Origin of the sequence: Cellulomonas endophytica, from assembly GCF_004123805.1 — a bacterium.
In the GTDB taxonomy this organism is placed as follows: domain Bacteria; phylum Actinomycetota; class Actinomycetes; order Actinomycetales; family Cellulomonadaceae; genus Cellulomonas; species Cellulomonas endophytica.
Genome location: NZ_RWJX01000018.1, coordinates 15,215 through 31,477, shown reverse-complemented (window position 1 = coordinate 31,477; position 16,263 = coordinate 15,215). Strand labels below are relative to the sequence as shown.

Here is a 16,263-nt window from a genome sequence, read left to right as displayed (position 1 = left end):
GCCGCCCCGCTCCGGACGCACCGGCGCCACCTGGCCTGCCTAGCGTGCCGCGGTGGTGCCCAGGTCGGGCATCACGGACGAAGGGGACCCCTCGTGCACACTCCTGTCGGATTCCGGGGCGCACTCGCTCTCGGCCTCGGCGCCACGCTAGTCGCCTCGGTCGCCGCACCGGCGGCCGCCACCGCCGCACCGGCTCCGGGCGAGCAGGCCCGGAACGTCATCCTGTTCATCGGCGACGGCATGGGTCAGACCCACGTCGACGCCGCCCGCCAGGTGGCCGTCGGCGCCGCCGGCCAGCTCGACATGGAGACCTTGCCCGTCCGCGGCGCGGTGAGCACCTGGGCGGTCCTGCCCGAGTCCGACACGCCGGAGCTCGTCACCGACTCCGCCTCCGCGGCCACCGCGTGGTCGTCGGGCCGGAAGACCTACAACGCCGCGATCGGCGTGGACGCGTACGGCGAGATCCTGCCGACGCTGATGGAGCAGGCCAAGGGCGCCGGCATGCGGACCGGCAACGTCTCCACGGCCGAGGTCACGGACGCGACCCCGGCCGCGCAGTTCTCGCACGCCGCGCTGCGGGGCTGCCAGGGCCCGACGTACTCCCTGGAGAGCTGCGGCACCCTCGGCGGCCAGCCGTACCTGCCGATCGCGCAGCAGATCGCCCGCAACGACGTCGCCGACGTGATCCTCGGCGGCGGCAACAACCGCTTCACGGCCGAGGACCAGGCCGTCATGGAGGGCAACGGGTACACCGTCCTCGGCGAGCTGGGCGCGCAGGTCGCGACCGGCGACGAGCTGCAGGCCGTGCGCGACGGCTCCGAGCAGCGGGTCATCGGGCTGTTCAACACGGGCAACCTCACGCCCGAGGTGAACAAGGCCAAGGCGTTCCCCACGCCCGCCGTCCAGGAGGAGCCGAGCCTGTCGCAGATGACGCAGGCGGCCATCGGCCTCCTCGCCAAGAGCCGCGACGCACGCCAGAACGGCTTCTTCCTCCAGGTCGAGGGCGCCAACATCGACAAGCGCTCGCACGCGAACGACGCGGCGCAGACCATCGGCGAGACCATCGAGTTCGACAACGCGATCGCGGTGGCGAAGAGGTTCGCCGCCAAGGACAAGAACACGCTCGTCATCGTCACGGCGGACCACGAGTGCGCCGGCTTCAACATCATCGGCAAGGGCTCCTACACGAACGCCGAGGCCGTCACGCCCCCCGGCAACCAGAGCGGCACGAGCTCGACCGAGACGCCCGTGCGCACCGAGAGCGGCGCGCTCGACCCGGAGCGCTCCACCGGCCCGGTCAACGGCTCCGGCTCCGCCGACCCGACGAACTTCGCCCCGGCGACGTTCCGCACGGCCGACGACCCCGCCGGCGTCGAGGACGGCAGCCCCGAGGCGAGCCTGTGGCTCACCTACCTCTCCGGCAACCACACCGGCGCGGACGTGCCGCTGTTCGCCGGTGGCAAGGGCTCGGAGATCTTCTCCGGCAACCAGGACAACACCGACCTGTACGGGAAGATCCTGGCCGCCACGAAGGCGCTGAGCACCCCGTGAGGACCCCGGCCACCGCGCGGACGCCCGTCCGCAGGACCTCGGCGCCCCTCGCGGTGGCCGGGCTCGCCGGCGCGCTGGTCGTCGCGCTCGCCGGCTGCTCGACCCCGGACGCGGCGACCGTGGACGTCGCGGGGCAGGCCCGGGAGGTCGCGCTGAGCAGCCCGGCCCCGGCACCGGCCGCGGCGGAGGCGCTCGACGCACCGGCCCCGGCGGGCACGGTCGTCGTGCTCGACGGCCCCTTCACCGACCGCATCGAGCTCCGCGAGCTGCGGCTGGAGGAGGGTGGGCACGTCGTCGCCGCCGCCGACGTCACGAAGGACGTCAGCGAGCTCCTCGAGCTCGAGCTCGAGGTCGCCTGGTACGACGCGGCCGGCGCGCTGGTCACGAGCGTGCGCCACGTGGTCGACCCGGAGGACGCCGAGGAGCACCACAGCGCGGCCGGCGTCATCGGGCTGCCCGTGGACGTCGCGCCGCCCGTGCCCGTGCCGGCGGACGCGTCCGCCACGGTCGCGGTCCCCGTGCTCGTGAACGAGTAGGACCCCTCCGCCGCGCCGCCCGCGGCAGGCACCGCACGCACGGCAGGCACGGCACGCGACGGCCCGGGACCCGCACGACGGGACCCGGGCCGTCGCACGCCCACGTCCCCGTGCCGAGGGGAGCGCCGTCCGTGGCGGCGGCCCCGACGGTCCTCCACGGGCGTCCCACCGACGAGGTGCCGACCGGCGCCCCCGACCGTCGTGCGGGGCCGGGCCCCGTGTCGCGCCCCCTCGGTCTCGGACGCGCGTCCCCGCCCTCGCGGCCCGCGGCGAGGTGCCGGCGCCCGGTCGCCCTCCCGAGCCTCCGGGCCCCTACCGGTCCAGCAGGGGCGGCACAGCGGCGCCCGGCCGTCCGCGGGGGGACGGCCGGGCGCATGCGGGAGGGGCGCCCGTCGTCGGACGGGCGCCCCTCGTGCGTGGCCGCGGGGTCGGGGTGCGGTCAGCGCAGGAGGTCGAGCCCCAGGTCGGCCCAGACGAGCCGGTGGTCGGACGTCGGGAACGGGAAGAGGCCCGTGAGCTCGGAGCCCGGCTCCCCGGCGGCGGGCCAGAAGACGCCCGCGTCCTCGACCTGGACCGTCGTCGAGGGCAGCACGTAGTCGACCCGCAGGTTCCCCGGAGCGGTGTCGGCGAAGTCCGCCGTGTCGAGGGCCGGGTCACCGGTGTGCGCGACGTTGGCGCCGGCCTGCAGCGCCGCCGCCTCCGGGCCCCCGGCCGAGGTCGGCAGCGGGTCCTGGACCAGGTCGAGGTCCAGGAGCTGCCGGATCGCCCCGTCGACGGAGTCGCCGTCCACCGGGTCGGCGTTGTAGTCGCCGACGACGACGAAGCGCTCGCCGTGGTCGAGGCCGCCGCGGACCCCCGCGTCGTCGTAGACGTACGCCGCGTCCCGGACGTAGTCGGCCCAGAAGCGGATCTCGTCGTGGTTGCGGCGGCCGTTGCGGTCCTCGGGACCGTCGAAGGTCGGGGGCGTCGGGTGCGCGGCCAGGACGTGCACCGTGCGCCCGTCGACCGTCACCGGGACGTCCCAGTGCGACTTGGAGGACAGCGGGAACCCGGCCAGCTCCTCGTCGGAGTAGAAGCCCTCCGGGAGGACGTTGCCGGGCATGTCCTGCCAGCGGAAGTCGCGGAACGTCCGGACGGCCTCGGTGTCGATGGGGTACTTCGACAGGACCAGCATCCCGTACTGGCCGGGGAAGGCCCCGAAGCCCCACGCGTCGTCCGGCCCGCCGACCGTGCCGTCCCCGTCGAGGTCGAACCCGGACGGCACCCCGGTGTTCACCGGCGCCCAGAAGGCGTAGGGGTAGGTCACCGCCCTCTGGTCGCCCTGCGGCACCTCGAGGTAGTTCTGCCGGAACAGCCCGGCGGACACACCCGCAGGGTCCCCGTCGAACTCGTTGAGCAGCAGCACGTCCGGGGCGACCGTCTGGACGACCTCCGCGACCGCCCGTGCCTGCGGGTCCTCCGGGGTGGCGAGGTCGGTGGCCAGCTCGCCCTCGGCGGACCGGTTGAGCGAGGCGTTGTACGTGGCCACCCGCAGCTGCTGGGTCACCGCGACCGCCGGGTCGTCCGTGAAGGCGTTGTCCATCCCGGCCTCGACGAAGGCGCGGATCTCCCCCGCCAGGTCGCCCGCGGCGTTGGGGTCGTCGCCCCGGCGGAACTCGGCCGGCAGGTACTGGTTCTCCTTCCGGAACGTCCAGCCCGTGACCTCGAGCCCCACGCGGTGCGCCAGGTCGACGACCGGGGTCGGCTCGCCGAGCGTGCCGTCGGTCCTGCGCGGGATCATGACGTCCTTCTGCAGGCTGACGACGTCGGCGTACTCCGCGACGTCGTGCAGGCCGGCGCGGGTGACCATGTCGGCGTACGTGAGCGGGTCGCCGGCGGCGACCCTGTCCGCCGGAGCACCGGCGGCGTCGACCAGCTGCACCAGGCGGACGGTCGTCAGGCCGTCGAGCTCGACGAGGTTGGCCACCTCGAACGACTGGATCTGGACGGGGAAGCCGCGGCTGTCCCAGCCCGCGTCGGCGATCGCCGCGACCAGGGGCTCCTCCATCGACAGACCGAGGCCGTCGAAGTAGGTGCCGTGCTTGATCTCCGGGACCACGCCGACAGGGCGTCCGTCGCAGGAGACGGAGCGCCGGGCGAGGTCGATCACCTCGTCGAACGTCGGGATCTCGTAGAGGCCGTCGTAGGCGGTGTTGCCCGGCCGGACCTCGGGCAGGCGCTCGACCGCCCGCAGGGTCTTCATCTCGGCGAGCGTGAAGTCCTCGGTGAACCAGCCGGTCAGGGAGACCCCGTCCACGGTCTTCGTGGTCCGGCGGTCCGCGAACTCCGGCCGCGTGGCCACGTCCGTGGTGCCGCTGATCTCGTTCTCGTGCCGGACGACGAGGGCGCCGTCCTTCGTCGCTACGAGGTCGGGCTCGATGTGGTCGACGCAGGCGAGGATCGCCCGCTCGTAGGCGGCCAGCGTGTGCTCGGGCCGCTCGCCCGAGGCCCCGCGGTGCCCGATGAGGGTGAGGTCCGACGGCGCGGCCGCGGGGACCCGGCGCAGGTCCACCACGGCGAGCTCGGTGTCGTCCGGCGTGCCGGTGACGCGCGCGTCGTTGCCCGGGTAGTTGTTGTCGTTCGCGAGGAGGAGGCGGCCGTCGCGCAGCTGCACGATCGTCTCGAACGACTGCACCGGGAAGGAGTAGGGGTCGTCCGTGCCGTAGCCGTCACCGGCGCCGAGGCCGTCCGGGTTGGCGATCTTGAGCGCGTCGAGGAGCAGCGTCTTGCGCAGGTAGCCGTCGGGCTCGGTCTGCGTCAGGTCGATCGAGTAGACCCGCTTCGTCACCGCGGCGGAGCCCTCGAAGTCGTCGCGCTCGAGGACCAGGAGGCGGCTGTTGCCGACGGCGAAGGCGTCCCCCAGGACGTTCGCGTCCCGGTCCGCCTCGTACTGCCACGTGGTCCCCGTGTACTGCTCCGTGCCGAGGTCGAACTGGTAGATCGTGCGGCGGCGCTGCTCCGTGTCGTCGACGAAGGCGCCCTCGGTCATGGGGTACAGGAACTTCCCGTCCTTCGACACGGCCATCGCCTCGAAGCCCCGCGACGCACGCACGTCCGGGGTCTCGTCGGCGCCGAGGTCCGGGTTCTGCGGCGACTTCCCCCCGACGAACGGCACCGGCGCGGACAGCAGTGCGCCGGTCGCGTCGACGTGCAGCAGGAAGGGCCCGAACTCCTCCCCGATCCAGAAGGTGCCGTCCCGCAGGCGGACGATCGACTCGACGTCGAAGTCGCCGCCGGTGAGCAGCCGCTCGGGCGTCGCCTCGTTCACGATCGGGAACGGCACGTGGCCGTCGGGGTCGCGCAGGGGGAGGAACTCCCCCACCTCGAGGGTGCCGGAGCCGCCGTCCGCGGTCTCCCACCCCGGCGTGACCTCGTAGATCCGCAGGAGGAAGTCCGTGGAGTTCTCCTTCGTGCCGAAGCCGTTGTCGGGCAGCGCCCAGAACCGGCCGTCGTCGCCCTCGACGACGCCCGAGAACCCCGGGACGACCTGGCCCGGGAACGGCCCCGTGCGTCCGTTCGCCGGCGTCGCCAGGGCGCCGGAGTCCGGACCCGGTGCCGAGAAGTCGGCGTCCAGCGTGGCGCGGGCGACGAGCGTCGGCTCCGTCAACGGGGCCAGACGGGTGCTGCCGGTGACCGGCAGGGGGACGGAGGCGCTGGCGAGCGCCACCGGGACGAGGACGAGGCCGGCGGTCAGAGCGACCGCCGAGGCCGTGGCCGTCAGGAGCGCACCGGTGCGCGAGGAGGGGGATCCCATGGCACCAGGACACCGCGCCCGGCGGACGGGGCGGGGACCGTGGGATGGCGGTGACGTGACGGGTGGGTGAAGAGGCGCTCGACGCGGCAGCGGTCGTCCGGCGGGACGGCGCCGGGCCATCGACGCCACGGCGGCCGGGGAGCATGATGCGCACGACGTCCCACCCAGGAGATCGAGGCCACCCCATGCTCGTCACATCCCGACGACGGACGGGGTCGAGGTCGGCAGCCGCCCTCCTGGCCGCGGCCGTCGGCCTCGCGCTCGCCTCGGCGTCCGCCCCCGCGGCCCGGGCCGAGGGACCCGCAGAGCCCACCTGCGCGGACGTGCTCGTGCTGGGCGCGCGCCCACCGGGTGACCCGGTCACCGGCAGCGGGGCCGTGGTGGGCACCGTCGTCGGCACGGTCGTCGCCGACCTCGCCGCCGCCGGGCGCACCGTGGCCACCGAGGACCTCGCGTGGCCGGCCGTGCCCGTGGGGGTGATCCTCGGGCCGGGCGGCGTCGACCCGGAGGGCCTGGACGCGTACGCCGGCAGCGTGGCCGCCGGGACGCAGGCCGCCCTCGTGAGCCTGGGCACGCACCTCGGCGCGTGCCCGGCGCAACGGCTCGTGCTCGTCGGGTACTCCCAGGGCGCGCTGGTGTGGCACCTCGCCCTGGACCGCCTCGCCGACGACGCCCCCGCCGCGCTCGCCGCCGTCTCAGCGACCGTCCTGACCGCCGACCCGGCGCAGGTCCCCGGCACGGCGACGGTGCGCCGGGGCAGCGCCGGGCCGACGGCGATCGGCCTCGCCGAGCTGGCCCGCCGCCTCGGGCTGGCCCCGGCCGGCCTCACCGGCGACGGCTCCGACGTCCCCGACGCGGTCAGCGACCGCACGCTCTCCCGGTGCGAGGCGGGCGACGTCGTCTGCGACGCCTCCCCCGCCGTCCTCACCGACCCGGTGGCCCTGGCCGCGGGGGCGCGCGTGCACGCCCTCTACGGGCTCGCCGGGGTCGCCGGGCTGCAGGAGGACGGCTCCTGGGCGGCCGCGCTCGCCGAGGCCGACCTGGCGCGGACACCCCCGACGCTCGCGGACCTGCAGGCCCTCTACGACGCCCTGCGCGCGGACGGCGAGATCACGGGGCCCGTCGCCTACCTCGTGTCCCAGGACCTGCGGACCGCGCAGCGCCTCGTCGACCGCGGCTTCGACGAGCAGGCCGCCCGGCAGGTCCAGCGCCTCGTGCGGCACGTCACCTCGCCACCCCCCGCCAGCACCGTGACCGTCGCCGCGCGGCAGGACCTCCTCGCACTGGCCGCCGGGCTGCTCGGCGCCTGGTCGGCCACGACCGCGTAGGCGGGGTGCCCGACGAGGGCACCTTCCAGCAGAGGACCCCTCCCCCGCCACCGCCGACGTCCACAGGTCCGTCAGGTCCATGCCCATCACGACGAGGGCGTCGGGCGCCCCGCCGCCGTCGGGCACCACGCTCCGCTCGGAGACGACGCGGCGACGACCGCCCCAGCGGTCCTGCCGCTCGCCCCCGCGGGAGGGCGCGGACCCCTCGCGCAGGGCGCGGTCGAGGTCCTCCGGGCCCTGTCGACGCCGTCGGGCGCGACGACCAGCTCCCAGGACGGCCGCCGTCGCAGCTCGTCGGGCGTCCAGCCCGTCACACGTCCGAGCGCGGTGCTGCTGTGGACCGCGCGGTGCGGACCCGGTCGCCGCGCGGGCAGTGCGGCCGGCGGGCCGCCGGCCGGTCAGGCGCCGCCCGGAGGCTCCGCCTCGCGCAGCACGTGCGCCACGAGGTAGGCCGGGGCGTCGTCCTCGCCGGGGACGACGGCGGCCCGCACGCGCACCGGGACGGGCGACCCGTCGGCGTGCAGGTAGCGCTTGCGGACGTCGTGCACCAGCACGTCGCCGCGGCGCGCCTCCTGCAGGTTCGCCGCGTCGTGCGCGCGGTCCTCCGGCACGGTGAGGTCCTGGACCGTGCTCCCGAGGACGTCCTCGGGGGTGCGGCCCAGCAGCTCGGCGAACGCGCGGTTGACCCGCAGGAACGTCCCGTCGAAACCCGTCATCGCCATGCCGATGGGGGCCTCGTCGAAGGCCCGCCGGAACCGCCGCTCGTTCGCCGCCAGCCGCCGCTCGCCCTCCACGACGACGGTGACGTCCCGCGCGGTGCTCACCACCTCGCGCACCTCGCCCTGCTCGTCGCGCAGCGCGGTGGTCGTCACCGCGAGCCACCGGGGCCGCCCCGGTGCCGGCAGCCGGGCCGCGAAGCGGTGCGTCCCCTCCGGGACCGGGCCGCCGGACCCGCCGTCCGCGCCCTCGGCGTCGTCGGGCCGGCGCAGGTACGACCTCCACGGGGTGCCCACCATCTCGGCCGGCGCCCGGCCCAGCACCGCCACGGCGGCGCTGGAGGCGAAGCGGACGCTCCCGGCGCGGTCGGTGACCACGACGAGCTCGTCGGTCCCGGTCAGCACGGGCGCGTGGCCGGCCGGCGCGGCCACGGGGCCCCCGAGGCGGTGCCCCGCGAGGGCCGGGGCCAGCGCGGGGTCGGTGAGCCCGACCGCGCGGGCGAACCACCAGCCCTGCGCCCGGTCGCAGCCCAGCGCGACGAGCTGCCGCGCCTGCTCCGCCGTCTCGACGCCCTCGGCGCAGACCCGCATGCCCAGGGCGTGCGCGGCGTCGATGACGAGGCGGGCCAGCAGCGCGTCGCGGGCGTCGCCGGTGATGTGCGCGACGAAGGACCGGTCGATCTTCACGACGTCGATCGGCATAGTCCGGAGCATCGTCAGCGAGGAGTACCCCGTCCCGAAGTCGTCGAGGGCGATCTGCACGCCGAGGTCCCGCAGGGCCTGCAGGCGGCGGCCGGTGGCGGGCAGGTCGTCGACCGCCGCCGTCTCGGTCACCTCCAGGCAGAGCCGCTCGGGCGCCAGCCCCGTCGACCGCAGGACCGCGGCGACGTCGGCGAGGAACTCCTCGTCGGACAGCTGGAGGGGGGAGACGTTCACCGCCACGCTGATCGGCGGCTCCGTCGGGGGTCGCCGGCTCATGTCGCGGCAGGCCCGCTCCAGGACGTGGCGGCCCAGGTCGACGATGAGGCCGGTGCGCTCGGCGACGGCGACGAACCGGTCCGGCGGGACGGTGCCGAGCTCCTCGTCGTGCCACCGCGCCAGGGCCTCGACGGACAGGCAGCGCCCGCCCGGCAGCTGCACGACGGGCTGGTAGTGCACGTCGATCGCCCCCGCGCGCAGCGCCAGGCGCAGCCGGCGCTCGACCCGACGGGTGTCGTCGACGGTGGCGTCCCGGGCGTCCTCCGACGGCTCGTGCCACGCCGCCCGGGCGCGCCCGCGGCGCTTGGCGCGGTGCAGGGCCGTGTCCGCCGCGACGAGGAGGTCCACGACCACCCGCTCCCCCGCCCCGCGCGCCGGCGCCGCGATCCCGACGCTGACGGTGAGCTCCACCGGACCCGCGGCGGAGGTCGGGTAGGGCGCGCCGGCGACCTCGAGCACGCGCTCCGCGAGGTCCTGCGCGCGGTCGGCGGCGCCCCGGCCGAGGACCAGGACGCCGAACTCGTCCCCGCCGAGCCGCGCCACCAGCGAGTCGCCCGCGACCGCGGCCAGGCGCCGCGCGACCTCGACGAGGACCTCGTCGCCGACGGCGTGCCCGTGCTGCACGTTGACGTCGCGGAACCCGTCGACCCCGACGTGCAGCAGCACCGCCTCGCGACCGGCCCGGGCCGCGGCGTCCACGGCCTGCACGAGTGCCGTCCGCCCCGGCAGCCGGACCAGCCCGTCCAGTTCGCCGTGCGCCTCGCGCCCCTCGCCCGTGCGCGTGCCGCGCGGCCCCCGTTCCACGGGTGCCATCCTGCCGTGCGCGACGGCCCGGTGTGGACGCCCGTCCGGATGCGGTCGCGGTGGTGCGGGGGCGGCGGGGCCATGGCATGCGGGAGGAGCGACGGCGCTCGTGCTGGAGCCGGGCCGTGCACCGACGGCCCCGGCCCGGCCCCGGAGGCGGCTCGGTCAGATCTCGACGTGGCCCTCGAGGCACGGCACGCAGGAGCCGATCAGCTCGACGCGGTCGCCGACGAGCCGGCAGTCCAGCTCCCGCGGGCCGACGCCTGGTACGCGAGGAGCATGTCGCGGCCGGTCCGTGCCGCCCGGTACGGGACGAGGGCGCGGTGGGCCGTCCGCGGCCACGGCCCCGAGCAGCGCCTCGTCCGGGACACGGTCGAGCAGCACCACGGCGGCCGGGTTGCCCGCGGAGCGACGCGTCGTGGACGCGTCGAGCGGGAGGACCGGGACGCGCACGCGCGCACGGCAGACGCGGCCCGGGGCCGGGCCTCGGGGCGTGCGGCGCGGACGACCCGGGAGGCCGGTCAGGCCGGCGGGACGTTCTGGTTGAGGTGGAAGACGTTGCCCGGGTCCCACGCCCCCTTGACCGCGCGGAGCCGCGCGAAGGTCGCCGCCCCGTACGCCCGGTGGACGCCCGCCGCGCCCTCGTCGCCCATCGCGTTGACGTACGCGCCGACGCTCCAGGGCTCCATCGTCGCGGCGAGCCGCCGGCACGACGCGACGTGCCGCTCGTCGTCGGACGCGTCCTCCCACCGGGCCCCGGTGTCGTACTCGAACCGCGCGTCGCGGTGGGTGAAGGCCGTCGCGCCCGGGTCGACGTCCGCGATCGCGCCGCCGCAGGCGAGGAGGCTCGCCGCGCCCACCTCGGCCTCGGCGTGCGCGAGGAAGGCCTCGAGCGCGGCGTCGGGAAGCTCGCGCAGGTAGTGGCTCTTCATGTACCGGCGGAAGCCGTGGGCGGCTCCGACGTCCGACTGCCGCTGCAGCTCGAGGTAGGGCAGCGCCGTCACGCGACGGGCCAGCGGCGTGCCGAGCGCGTCGAGCCGCGCGACCCACGGCGCGGCGTCGTCGGGCTCCCCGACCCAGACGAACCCCAGCGTGAGCGGGCCGCCCGCCCGCACCTCGGCCAGCGGGGTGGCGCGACGGGGGGCGACCTCGGCCGTGGCCAGCCAGTCCCGCAGCGGCCCGAGGCCGGTCGCCGCGTCGAGGTCCACCTCCGCGACGAGGGCTCGCGTGCCGACGTCGTGCAGCCGCAGGTCGAACCGGGTGACGACGCCGAAGTTCCCGCCGCCGCCGCGCAGGGCCCAGAAGAGGTCCGGGTGCTCCTCCGCCGAGGCGTGGACGAGCCCGCCGTCGGCGGTGACGACCTCGTACCCGGTGGCGTTGTCGCAGGTGGTGCCCAGCAGCCGCGCCAGCCAGCCCACGCCCCCGCCGAGGGCCAGGCCGCCGATGCCCGTGTGCGAGACGATCCCGGCGGTCGTCGCGAGCCCGTACGGCTGCGCCGCGGCGTCCAGCGACCCGAGGAGCGCGCCGCCCTGCACCCGTGCCGTGCCCGCCCCCGGGTCGACGTCCACGCCTCCCATCCGGGACAGGTCGATCATGAGCCCGCCCTCGGGCACGGCCCACCCGGCGGCGCTGTGCCCACCGCCCCGCACACCGAGCGGCAGGCCGCGCTCCCGGGCGATCCGGACCGCGGCGCGGACGTCCTCGGACCCGGCGCACCGGACGACCACGGCCGGACGCCGGTCGACCGCGGCGTTCCAGACGGCCCGCGCGTCGTCGTAGCCCGGCGCACCGGGGACCAGGACCTCGCCGCGGACGGCGCCGCGCAGGGCGTCGGGGAGGGCGGCGGGGAGGGCGGCGGCCGGCGGCATGCCCCGAGCCTGGCCCGCCGGGGCCCGCCTGCCAAGAGCCGGCGACAGGCACGGGCCCTCGACGGGGCCTACCCTCTCGGTCACCGGCCGGGGCTCCTCCCCGGCGCGCCGACGCAGCGGGGACGGGCGGCTCGCGCCGCGGCGTCGCCAGGCAGGAGCACGTGCATGGAGGTCACCGCCGTCGTGTGGGCCCTGACGGTCGTCGGGATCGTCGCGCTCCTCGCGTTCGACTTCGTGTTCCACGTGCGCAAGGCGCACGTGCCCACGCTCCGCGAGGCGGCGACCTGGTCGGCCCTCTACATCGGCATCGCACTGCTGTTCGGGGTCGGCGTCCTCGTGCTCGCCGGGCCGCAGGCGGGGTCGGAGTACTTCGCCGGCTACGTCACCGAGAAGGCGCTGTCCGTCGACAACCTCTTCGTCTTCCTCATCATCATGACGAGCTTCCGGGTGCCCCGGGAGGACCAGCAGAAGGTGCTGCTGTTCGGCATCGTGTTCTCGCTCCTGGCGCGGACGGGCTTCATCCTCCTCGGCGCGGCGCTCATCAACTCCTTCGCCTGGGTCTTCTACCTCTTCGGCCTGATCCTGCTCCTGACGGCCGGCAACCTGCTGCGCTCGGAGGGCCAGGACTCCCACGCCGGGGACAACGTGGTCATCCGGCTGGCGCGGAAGGTCCTGCGCACCTCGGAGGAGTACGACGGCGACAGGCTCGTCACGACGGTCGACGGGCGACGCGTGCTGACGCCGATGCTCCTCGTCATGGTCGCGATCGGCGGCACGGACATCCTGTTCGCGCTCGACTCCATCCCCGCGATCTTCGGCCTCACGCAGAGCACCTACATCGTGTTCACGGCCACCGCGTTCTCCCTGCTGGGGCTGCGGCAGCTGTTCTTCCTCATCGACGGGCTGCTCGACCGCCTCATCTACCTGTCCTACGGCCTCGCCGCGATCCTCGCGTTCATCGGGGTCAAGCTCGTCCTGCACGCGCTGCACGAGAACAACGTGCCGTTCGTCAACGGCGGGGAGCCGGTCGAGGTCGTGGAGATCAGCACCGGGCTCTCGCTCGGCGTGATCCTCGGCGTCCTCGTCGTCACCGTGCTCGCGTCCCTGCTCAGCCCCGCCGGCAAGGCGCAGAACGCGATCGCCAACGCCCGCCGCCACGCCACCTCCTACCTCGACGCGGAGTACACCGCCGACCCGGGCGAGCGCGAGCGCATCTTCCGGGCGCTGCTGCAGGAGCGGGACCAGATCGTCGCCCTGGGCCCGAGGTACAAGCAGAAGGTCCGCGACGAGCCGGAGCTCATGGACCTCCTGCAGCGCGCGCGGGACAGCCACGACGCCGCCGTCGGGCGCGGGGAGGCCGCACCGGCCGGACCCACCCAGATCCTGCCCGACCGCCGCAGCGCGGGCTGAGCCGCCCCGGGCCGGCCGGGGTACGGGCCCGCCTGCCCCTACAGTGCTCGCATGCGCGCCCTCGTCGTCCGTTTCGACCTCCCCGACGAGGCGGCCGCGGCCCGCTTCGACGCCCTCGTCGCCGGGGTCCTGCCCGGCATCCGCACCCAGGAGCCCGGCACCCTCGTCTACGCGACGCACCGGGTGGAGGACGCGCCGCTGGCCCGGGTGTTCTACGAGGTCTACCGGGACCCCGAGGCCCACGCGGCGCACGAGTCGCGGCCGGAGGTCGCCGCCTTCCTCGACGAGGTGCGCACGCTCGTCAGCGGCGTGCGGGTCGAGCTCCTGGTCCCCGACGAGGCGGCGTGAGCACGCTCGACGAGGTCGGCGAGCGCGACGGCTGGCGCTGCTGGCTCTGCGACGAGCCCGTGGACCCCGACGCCTCCGTCAACGCCGACCGCGGGCCGAGCATCGACGGCGGCGCCGGCGGCAAGCCGTCGAAGGGCGGCAAGGGCCGCGGCAGGGGCCGGGCCCCGGCGGGGGCGGCCGAGCGGCTCGCGCACCGCGCGTGCAACACCCGCAAGGGCGCGGTGGCGCCCGTGGTGCCCTGGCGCGCCGACCTCTTCGTCGTCGACCCGGCACCGATCATCCCCGCGGTCGAGCGGCTCGCCCGCTCCGGCGGGCGCGAGGTGGTCGCACGGTGCCCGAGCCGCGGCGACGCCGACGAGGCCGCCGCCTGGCTCGTCGACCGCGTCTCCCGGCTCGCGCCCGACCTGGCGGTGGAGGCGGCGGTGGAGCCCGGCGGCGGCCAGTTCCTCCTCGTCCTGCGCGCGCCCTGAGGGGCACCTCACACCTCGGGACCCTGCGTCGTCGAGGGTGGTGACGGAGCACGTCCGTCGGGACGGAGGGGCACGGTGCAGGACATCCTGGTCGTCGGGGGCGGGTACGCCGGGCTGTACGCGGCGTGGGGGCTGGAGCGGCGGCTGCGCCGCGGGGAGGCCCGCGTGACGGTCGTGGACCCGCGCCCGTACATGACCTACCAGCCCTTCCTGCCGGAGGTGGCCGGCGGCCAGGTGGAGGCCCGGCACACGGTGGTCCCGCTGCGGCGCCACCTGCGGCGCACCCGCGTGGTCGCCGGCTCCGTGACGGGCCTGGACCACGCCACGCGGACGGCTGGGATCACGACGGTCGACGGCGCCCGGTGGACGGAGCACTACGACGAGCTCGTCCTCACCGCCGGCGCCGTGACGCGGACGTTCCCCGTGCCCGGCCTCGCGGACCAGGCGATCGGCCTCAAGCACGTCGAGGAGGCCGTCGCCGTCCGGGACCGTGTGCTCACGGCCTTCGACCGCGCCGCCGCGCTGCCGGCCGGGGACCTGCGCCGCCGGCTGCTCACGGTGACGTTCGTCGGTGGGGGCTTCACGGGCGTCGAGGGCTTCGGCGAGACCCTCGCCCTCGCGCACGCGCTGCTGGCGCGGTACCCGGAGATCCGGCCCGACGAGGTCGCGTTCCACCTCGTCGAGGCGACGGGCCGCCTCCTGCCCGAGGTCTCGGACGGCCCCGGGCGGTGGGTCGTCGAGCACCTGCGCGCACGCGGCGGCCACGTCCACCTCGGCACGCGGCTGCTCTCGGCCGTCGACGGCCACCTCGTGCTCTCGGACGGCACGCGGTACGACTCCGGCCTCGTGGTCTGGACGGCGGGCAACGGCGCGAACCCCGTCGTCGCCACGCACACGGACCTGCCCCTCGACGCGCGCGGCTCCGTCACCGTCCTGGCGGACCTGCGGGTCGCCGACGACGGGCGGGTCGTCCCGCACGCCTGGGCCGCCGGGGACGTCGCCGCCGTGCCCGACCTGGCCGTGGGCGGCGGCGCGCGCACCGTGCCCAACGCCCAGCACGCCGTCCGCCAGGGCCGGCTGCTCGCACGCAACCTCGTCGCCGCCCTGCGTGGCGAGGACCTGCGTCCGTACCGGCACCCGAGCCTCGGGGTCGTCGCCACGCTCGGGACGGGCCACGGCCTCTTCCAGTGGCACGGCCTCGTGGTGCGGGGGCGCGCCGCCTGGCTGATGCACCGCGGCTACCACCTGCTGGCCGTCCCCTCGTGGGAGCGCAAGGTCCGGGTCGGCCTGGACTGGGCGGCCGCCGCCGTCGTCGGACGGGACACCGCCTCGCTCGCCGACGTGGCGGACCCCCGGGCCGCCTTCGTCCGGGCGACGCGGCCGTGGGACCGCGTCCGGGTGCCCGTCCCGTGAGCGCCGGGCCCAGCGGGCTCCCGCTCGTCGTCGAGGAGCACCGGCACCTGCTCTCGCTGGCGTACCGGATGCTCGGCACCATGGCCGAGGCCGAGGACGCGGTGCAGGAGACGTACGTGCGGTGGTACCGCATGACGGAGGCCGAGCGCGCGGCGGTGCTCAACCCCGCCGCCTGGTGCACGCGCGTGGCGAGCCGCGTCTGCCTCGACGTGCTGGCCTCCGCGCGGCACCGGCGGGAGCGCTACGTCGGCGAGTGGCTCCCCGAGCCGGTGCCGGCGGACCTGTTCGCGGGGACGGGGTCGGGGGCGCCGGCCGCCACCTCCGACCCGTTCGACCACGTGAGCCTCGACGAGTCGGTCAGCACGGCCGTCCTCGTCGTCATGGAGGCGATGACCCCGGCGGAGCGGGTGGCGTTCGTCCTGCACGACGTGTTCGCGCTGCCCTTCGCGGAGATCGCCGAGACCGTCGGGCGCACGCCCGCCGCGGTGCGGCAGCTCGCGACGTCGGCCCGCCGGCGGGTGCGCGAGCACGGTGCGGTGGTGCGGGACCGCCGCGCGCACGACGACGTGGCCCGCGCCTTCGCGCACGCCGCCCGCACGGGCGACCTCGACGCGCTCGCCGCCCTGCTCGACCCGGCGGTGACGCTGCGCTCCGACGGCGGCGGCGTGGTGGGCGCGGCGCGGCGCCCGGTGCTGGGCGCCGACGACGTCGCCCGGTTCCTCCTCGGCATCGCCCGCAAGGACCCGCACCTGACGATGGAGCCGGTCCGCACGGGCGACGGGCTGGCGTTCCGCGTCGTGCACCGCGGGCCGGACGGGGACGCGTTGCGCGGCCTGCTCGGCCTGCACGTGGTGGACGGGCGCGTCCGGGACGTCTGGCTCCAGGTCAACCCGCACAAGCTGACGGCCTGGGACGGAGGGCCGGCGCCGCAGGCCCGCCCGTGAGGGTCGCCGTGGCGGGCGGGACCGGCCGCCCGGGCCGCGCCTCGCCCGCCGGCGGTCCGGGCGTCACGACGTGGTCGTCCTGTCCCGACGCGCGGGGGTCGACG

Annotated in this window: 12 protein-coding genes; 8 read left to right on the top strand and 4 right to left on the bottom strand. The window is 76.2% G+C overall.

Annotated elements, in window-relative coordinates; translation table 11 throughout:
- Window positions 1–93 precede the first annotated feature (93 nt).
- Both EJA20_RS07585 and EJA20_RS07580 read left to right on the top strand, forming a co-directional pair.
- A complete protein-coding gene (locus EJA20_RS07585) occupies window positions 94–1,551 on the top strand; it encodes an alkaline phosphatase (RefSeq protein WP_129337553.1) in 1,458 nt (485 codons plus the stop codon).
- Entirely contained in the window at window positions 1,548–2,087 is a 540-nt protein-coding gene (locus EJA20_RS07580) for a hypothetical protein (RefSeq protein ID WP_129337552.1), read from the top strand. Before EJA20_RS07585 ends, EJA20_RS07580 begins: the two co-directional genes overlap by 4 nt.
- A gap of 439 nt (window positions 2,088–2,526) precedes the next feature.
- On the opposite strand, the gene EJA20_RS07575 is transcribed toward EJA20_RS07580, so the two are convergent.
- Window positions 2,527–5,880 (bottom strand): esterase-like activity of phytase family protein, encoded by a 3,354-nt coding sequence (locus tag EJA20_RS07575; protein ID WP_129337551.1) that lies wholly within the window; start codon window positions 5,878–5,880, stop codon window positions 2,527–2,529.
- 185 nt (window positions 5,881–6,065) lie between these two features.
- Between EJA20_RS07575 and EJA20_RS07570 the strand changes: the two genes are divergently transcribed.
- Entirely contained in the window at window positions 6,066–7,208 is a 1,143-nt protein-coding gene (locus tag EJA20_RS07570; RefSeq protein WP_164983880.1) for a cutinase family protein, read from the top strand.
- 398 nt (window positions 7,209–7,606) lie between these two features.
- Here the strand turns inward: EJA20_RS07570 and EJA20_RS07565 are convergent, their stop codons facing one another.
- From EJA20_RS07565 to EJA20_RS07555, 3 genes are all read right to left on the bottom strand, one after another.
- A complete protein-coding gene (locus EJA20_RS07565) occupies window positions 7,607–9,706 on the bottom strand; it encodes an EAL domain-containing protein (protein ID WP_164983879.1) in 2,100 nt (699 codons plus the stop codon).
- Window positions 9,707–9,871: 165 nt separating this feature from the next.
- Window positions 9,872–10,159, bottom strand: coding sequence for a hypothetical protein (locus EJA20_RS07560; RefSeq protein ID WP_129337548.1), 288 nt, complete (start codon window positions 10,157–10,159; stop codon window positions 9,872–9,874).
- 68 nt (window positions 10,160–10,227) lie between these two features.
- Window positions 10,228–11,574: an FAD-binding oxidoreductase gene (locus EJA20_RS07555; RefSeq protein ID WP_129337547.1), complete on the bottom strand. Its 1,347-nt coding sequence runs from the start codon at window positions 11,572–11,574 to the stop codon at window positions 10,228–10,230.
- A gap of 165 nt (window positions 11,575–11,739) precedes the next feature.
- On the opposite strand from EJA20_RS07555, the gene EJA20_RS07550 reads away from it, so the two are divergent.
- The 5 genes from EJA20_RS07550 (at window position 11,740) to sigJ (ending at window position 16,159) form a co-directional block, all read left to right on the top strand.
- Entirely contained in the window at window positions 11,740–12,984 is a 1,245-nt protein-coding gene (locus tag EJA20_RS07550) for a TerC family protein (protein WP_129337546.1), read from the top strand.
- A 51-nt stretch (window positions 12,985–13,035) separates the two neighbouring features.
- On the top strand, window positions 13,036–13,332 hold the full coding sequence (locus tag EJA20_RS07545) for a putative quinol monooxygenase (protein WP_129337545.1): 297 nt from the start codon (window positions 13,036–13,038) through the stop codon (window positions 13,330–13,332).
- On the top strand, window positions 13,329–13,802 hold the full coding sequence (locus tag EJA20_RS07540; RefSeq protein ID WP_129337544.1) for a hypothetical protein: 474 nt from the start codon (window positions 13,329–13,331) through the stop codon (window positions 13,800–13,802). The genes EJA20_RS07545 and EJA20_RS07540 overlap by 4 nt, the downstream gene beginning before the upstream one ends.
- A gap of 75 nt (window positions 13,803–13,877) precedes the next feature.
- A complete protein-coding gene (locus EJA20_RS07535) occupies window positions 13,878–15,215 on the top strand; it encodes an NAD(P)/FAD-dependent oxidoreductase (RefSeq protein ID WP_129337543.1) in 1,338 nt (445 codons plus the stop codon).
- Window positions 15,212–16,159 carry an RNA polymerase sigma factor SigJ gene (gene sigJ, locus EJA20_RS07530; RefSeq protein WP_240675179.1) on the top strand — a complete coding sequence of 316 codons (948 nt, stop codon included), beginning with the start codon at window positions 15,212–15,214 and terminating at the stop codon, window positions 16,157–16,159. Before EJA20_RS07535 ends, sigJ begins: the two co-directional genes overlap by 4 nt.
- Window positions 16,160–16,263: the final 104 nt, after the last annotated feature.

Excerpts from the sequence above, each read along its gene's own strand:
- EJA20_RS07545 (WP_129337545.1), top strand. The coding sequence starts at position 13,036 with ATGCGCGCCCTCGTCGTCCGTTTCGACCTCCCCGACGAGGCGGCCGCG.
- EJA20_RS07550 (WP_129337546.1), top strand. The coding sequence starts at position 11,740 with ATGGAGGTCACCGCCGTCGTGTGGGCCCTGACGGTCGTCGGGATCGTC.
- EJA20_RS07555 (WP_129337547.1), bottom strand. The coding sequence starts at position 11,574 with ATGCCGCCGGCCGCCGCCCTCCCCGCCGCCCTCCCCGACGCCCTGCGC.
- EJA20_RS07570 (WP_164983880.1), top strand. The coding sequence starts at position 6,066 with ATGCTCGTCACATCCCGACGACGGACGGGGTCGAGGTCGGCAGCCGCC.
- EJA20_RS07575 (WP_129337551.1), bottom strand. The coding sequence starts at position 5,880 with ATGGGATCCCCCTCCTCGCGCACCGGTGCGCTCCTGACGGCCACGGCC.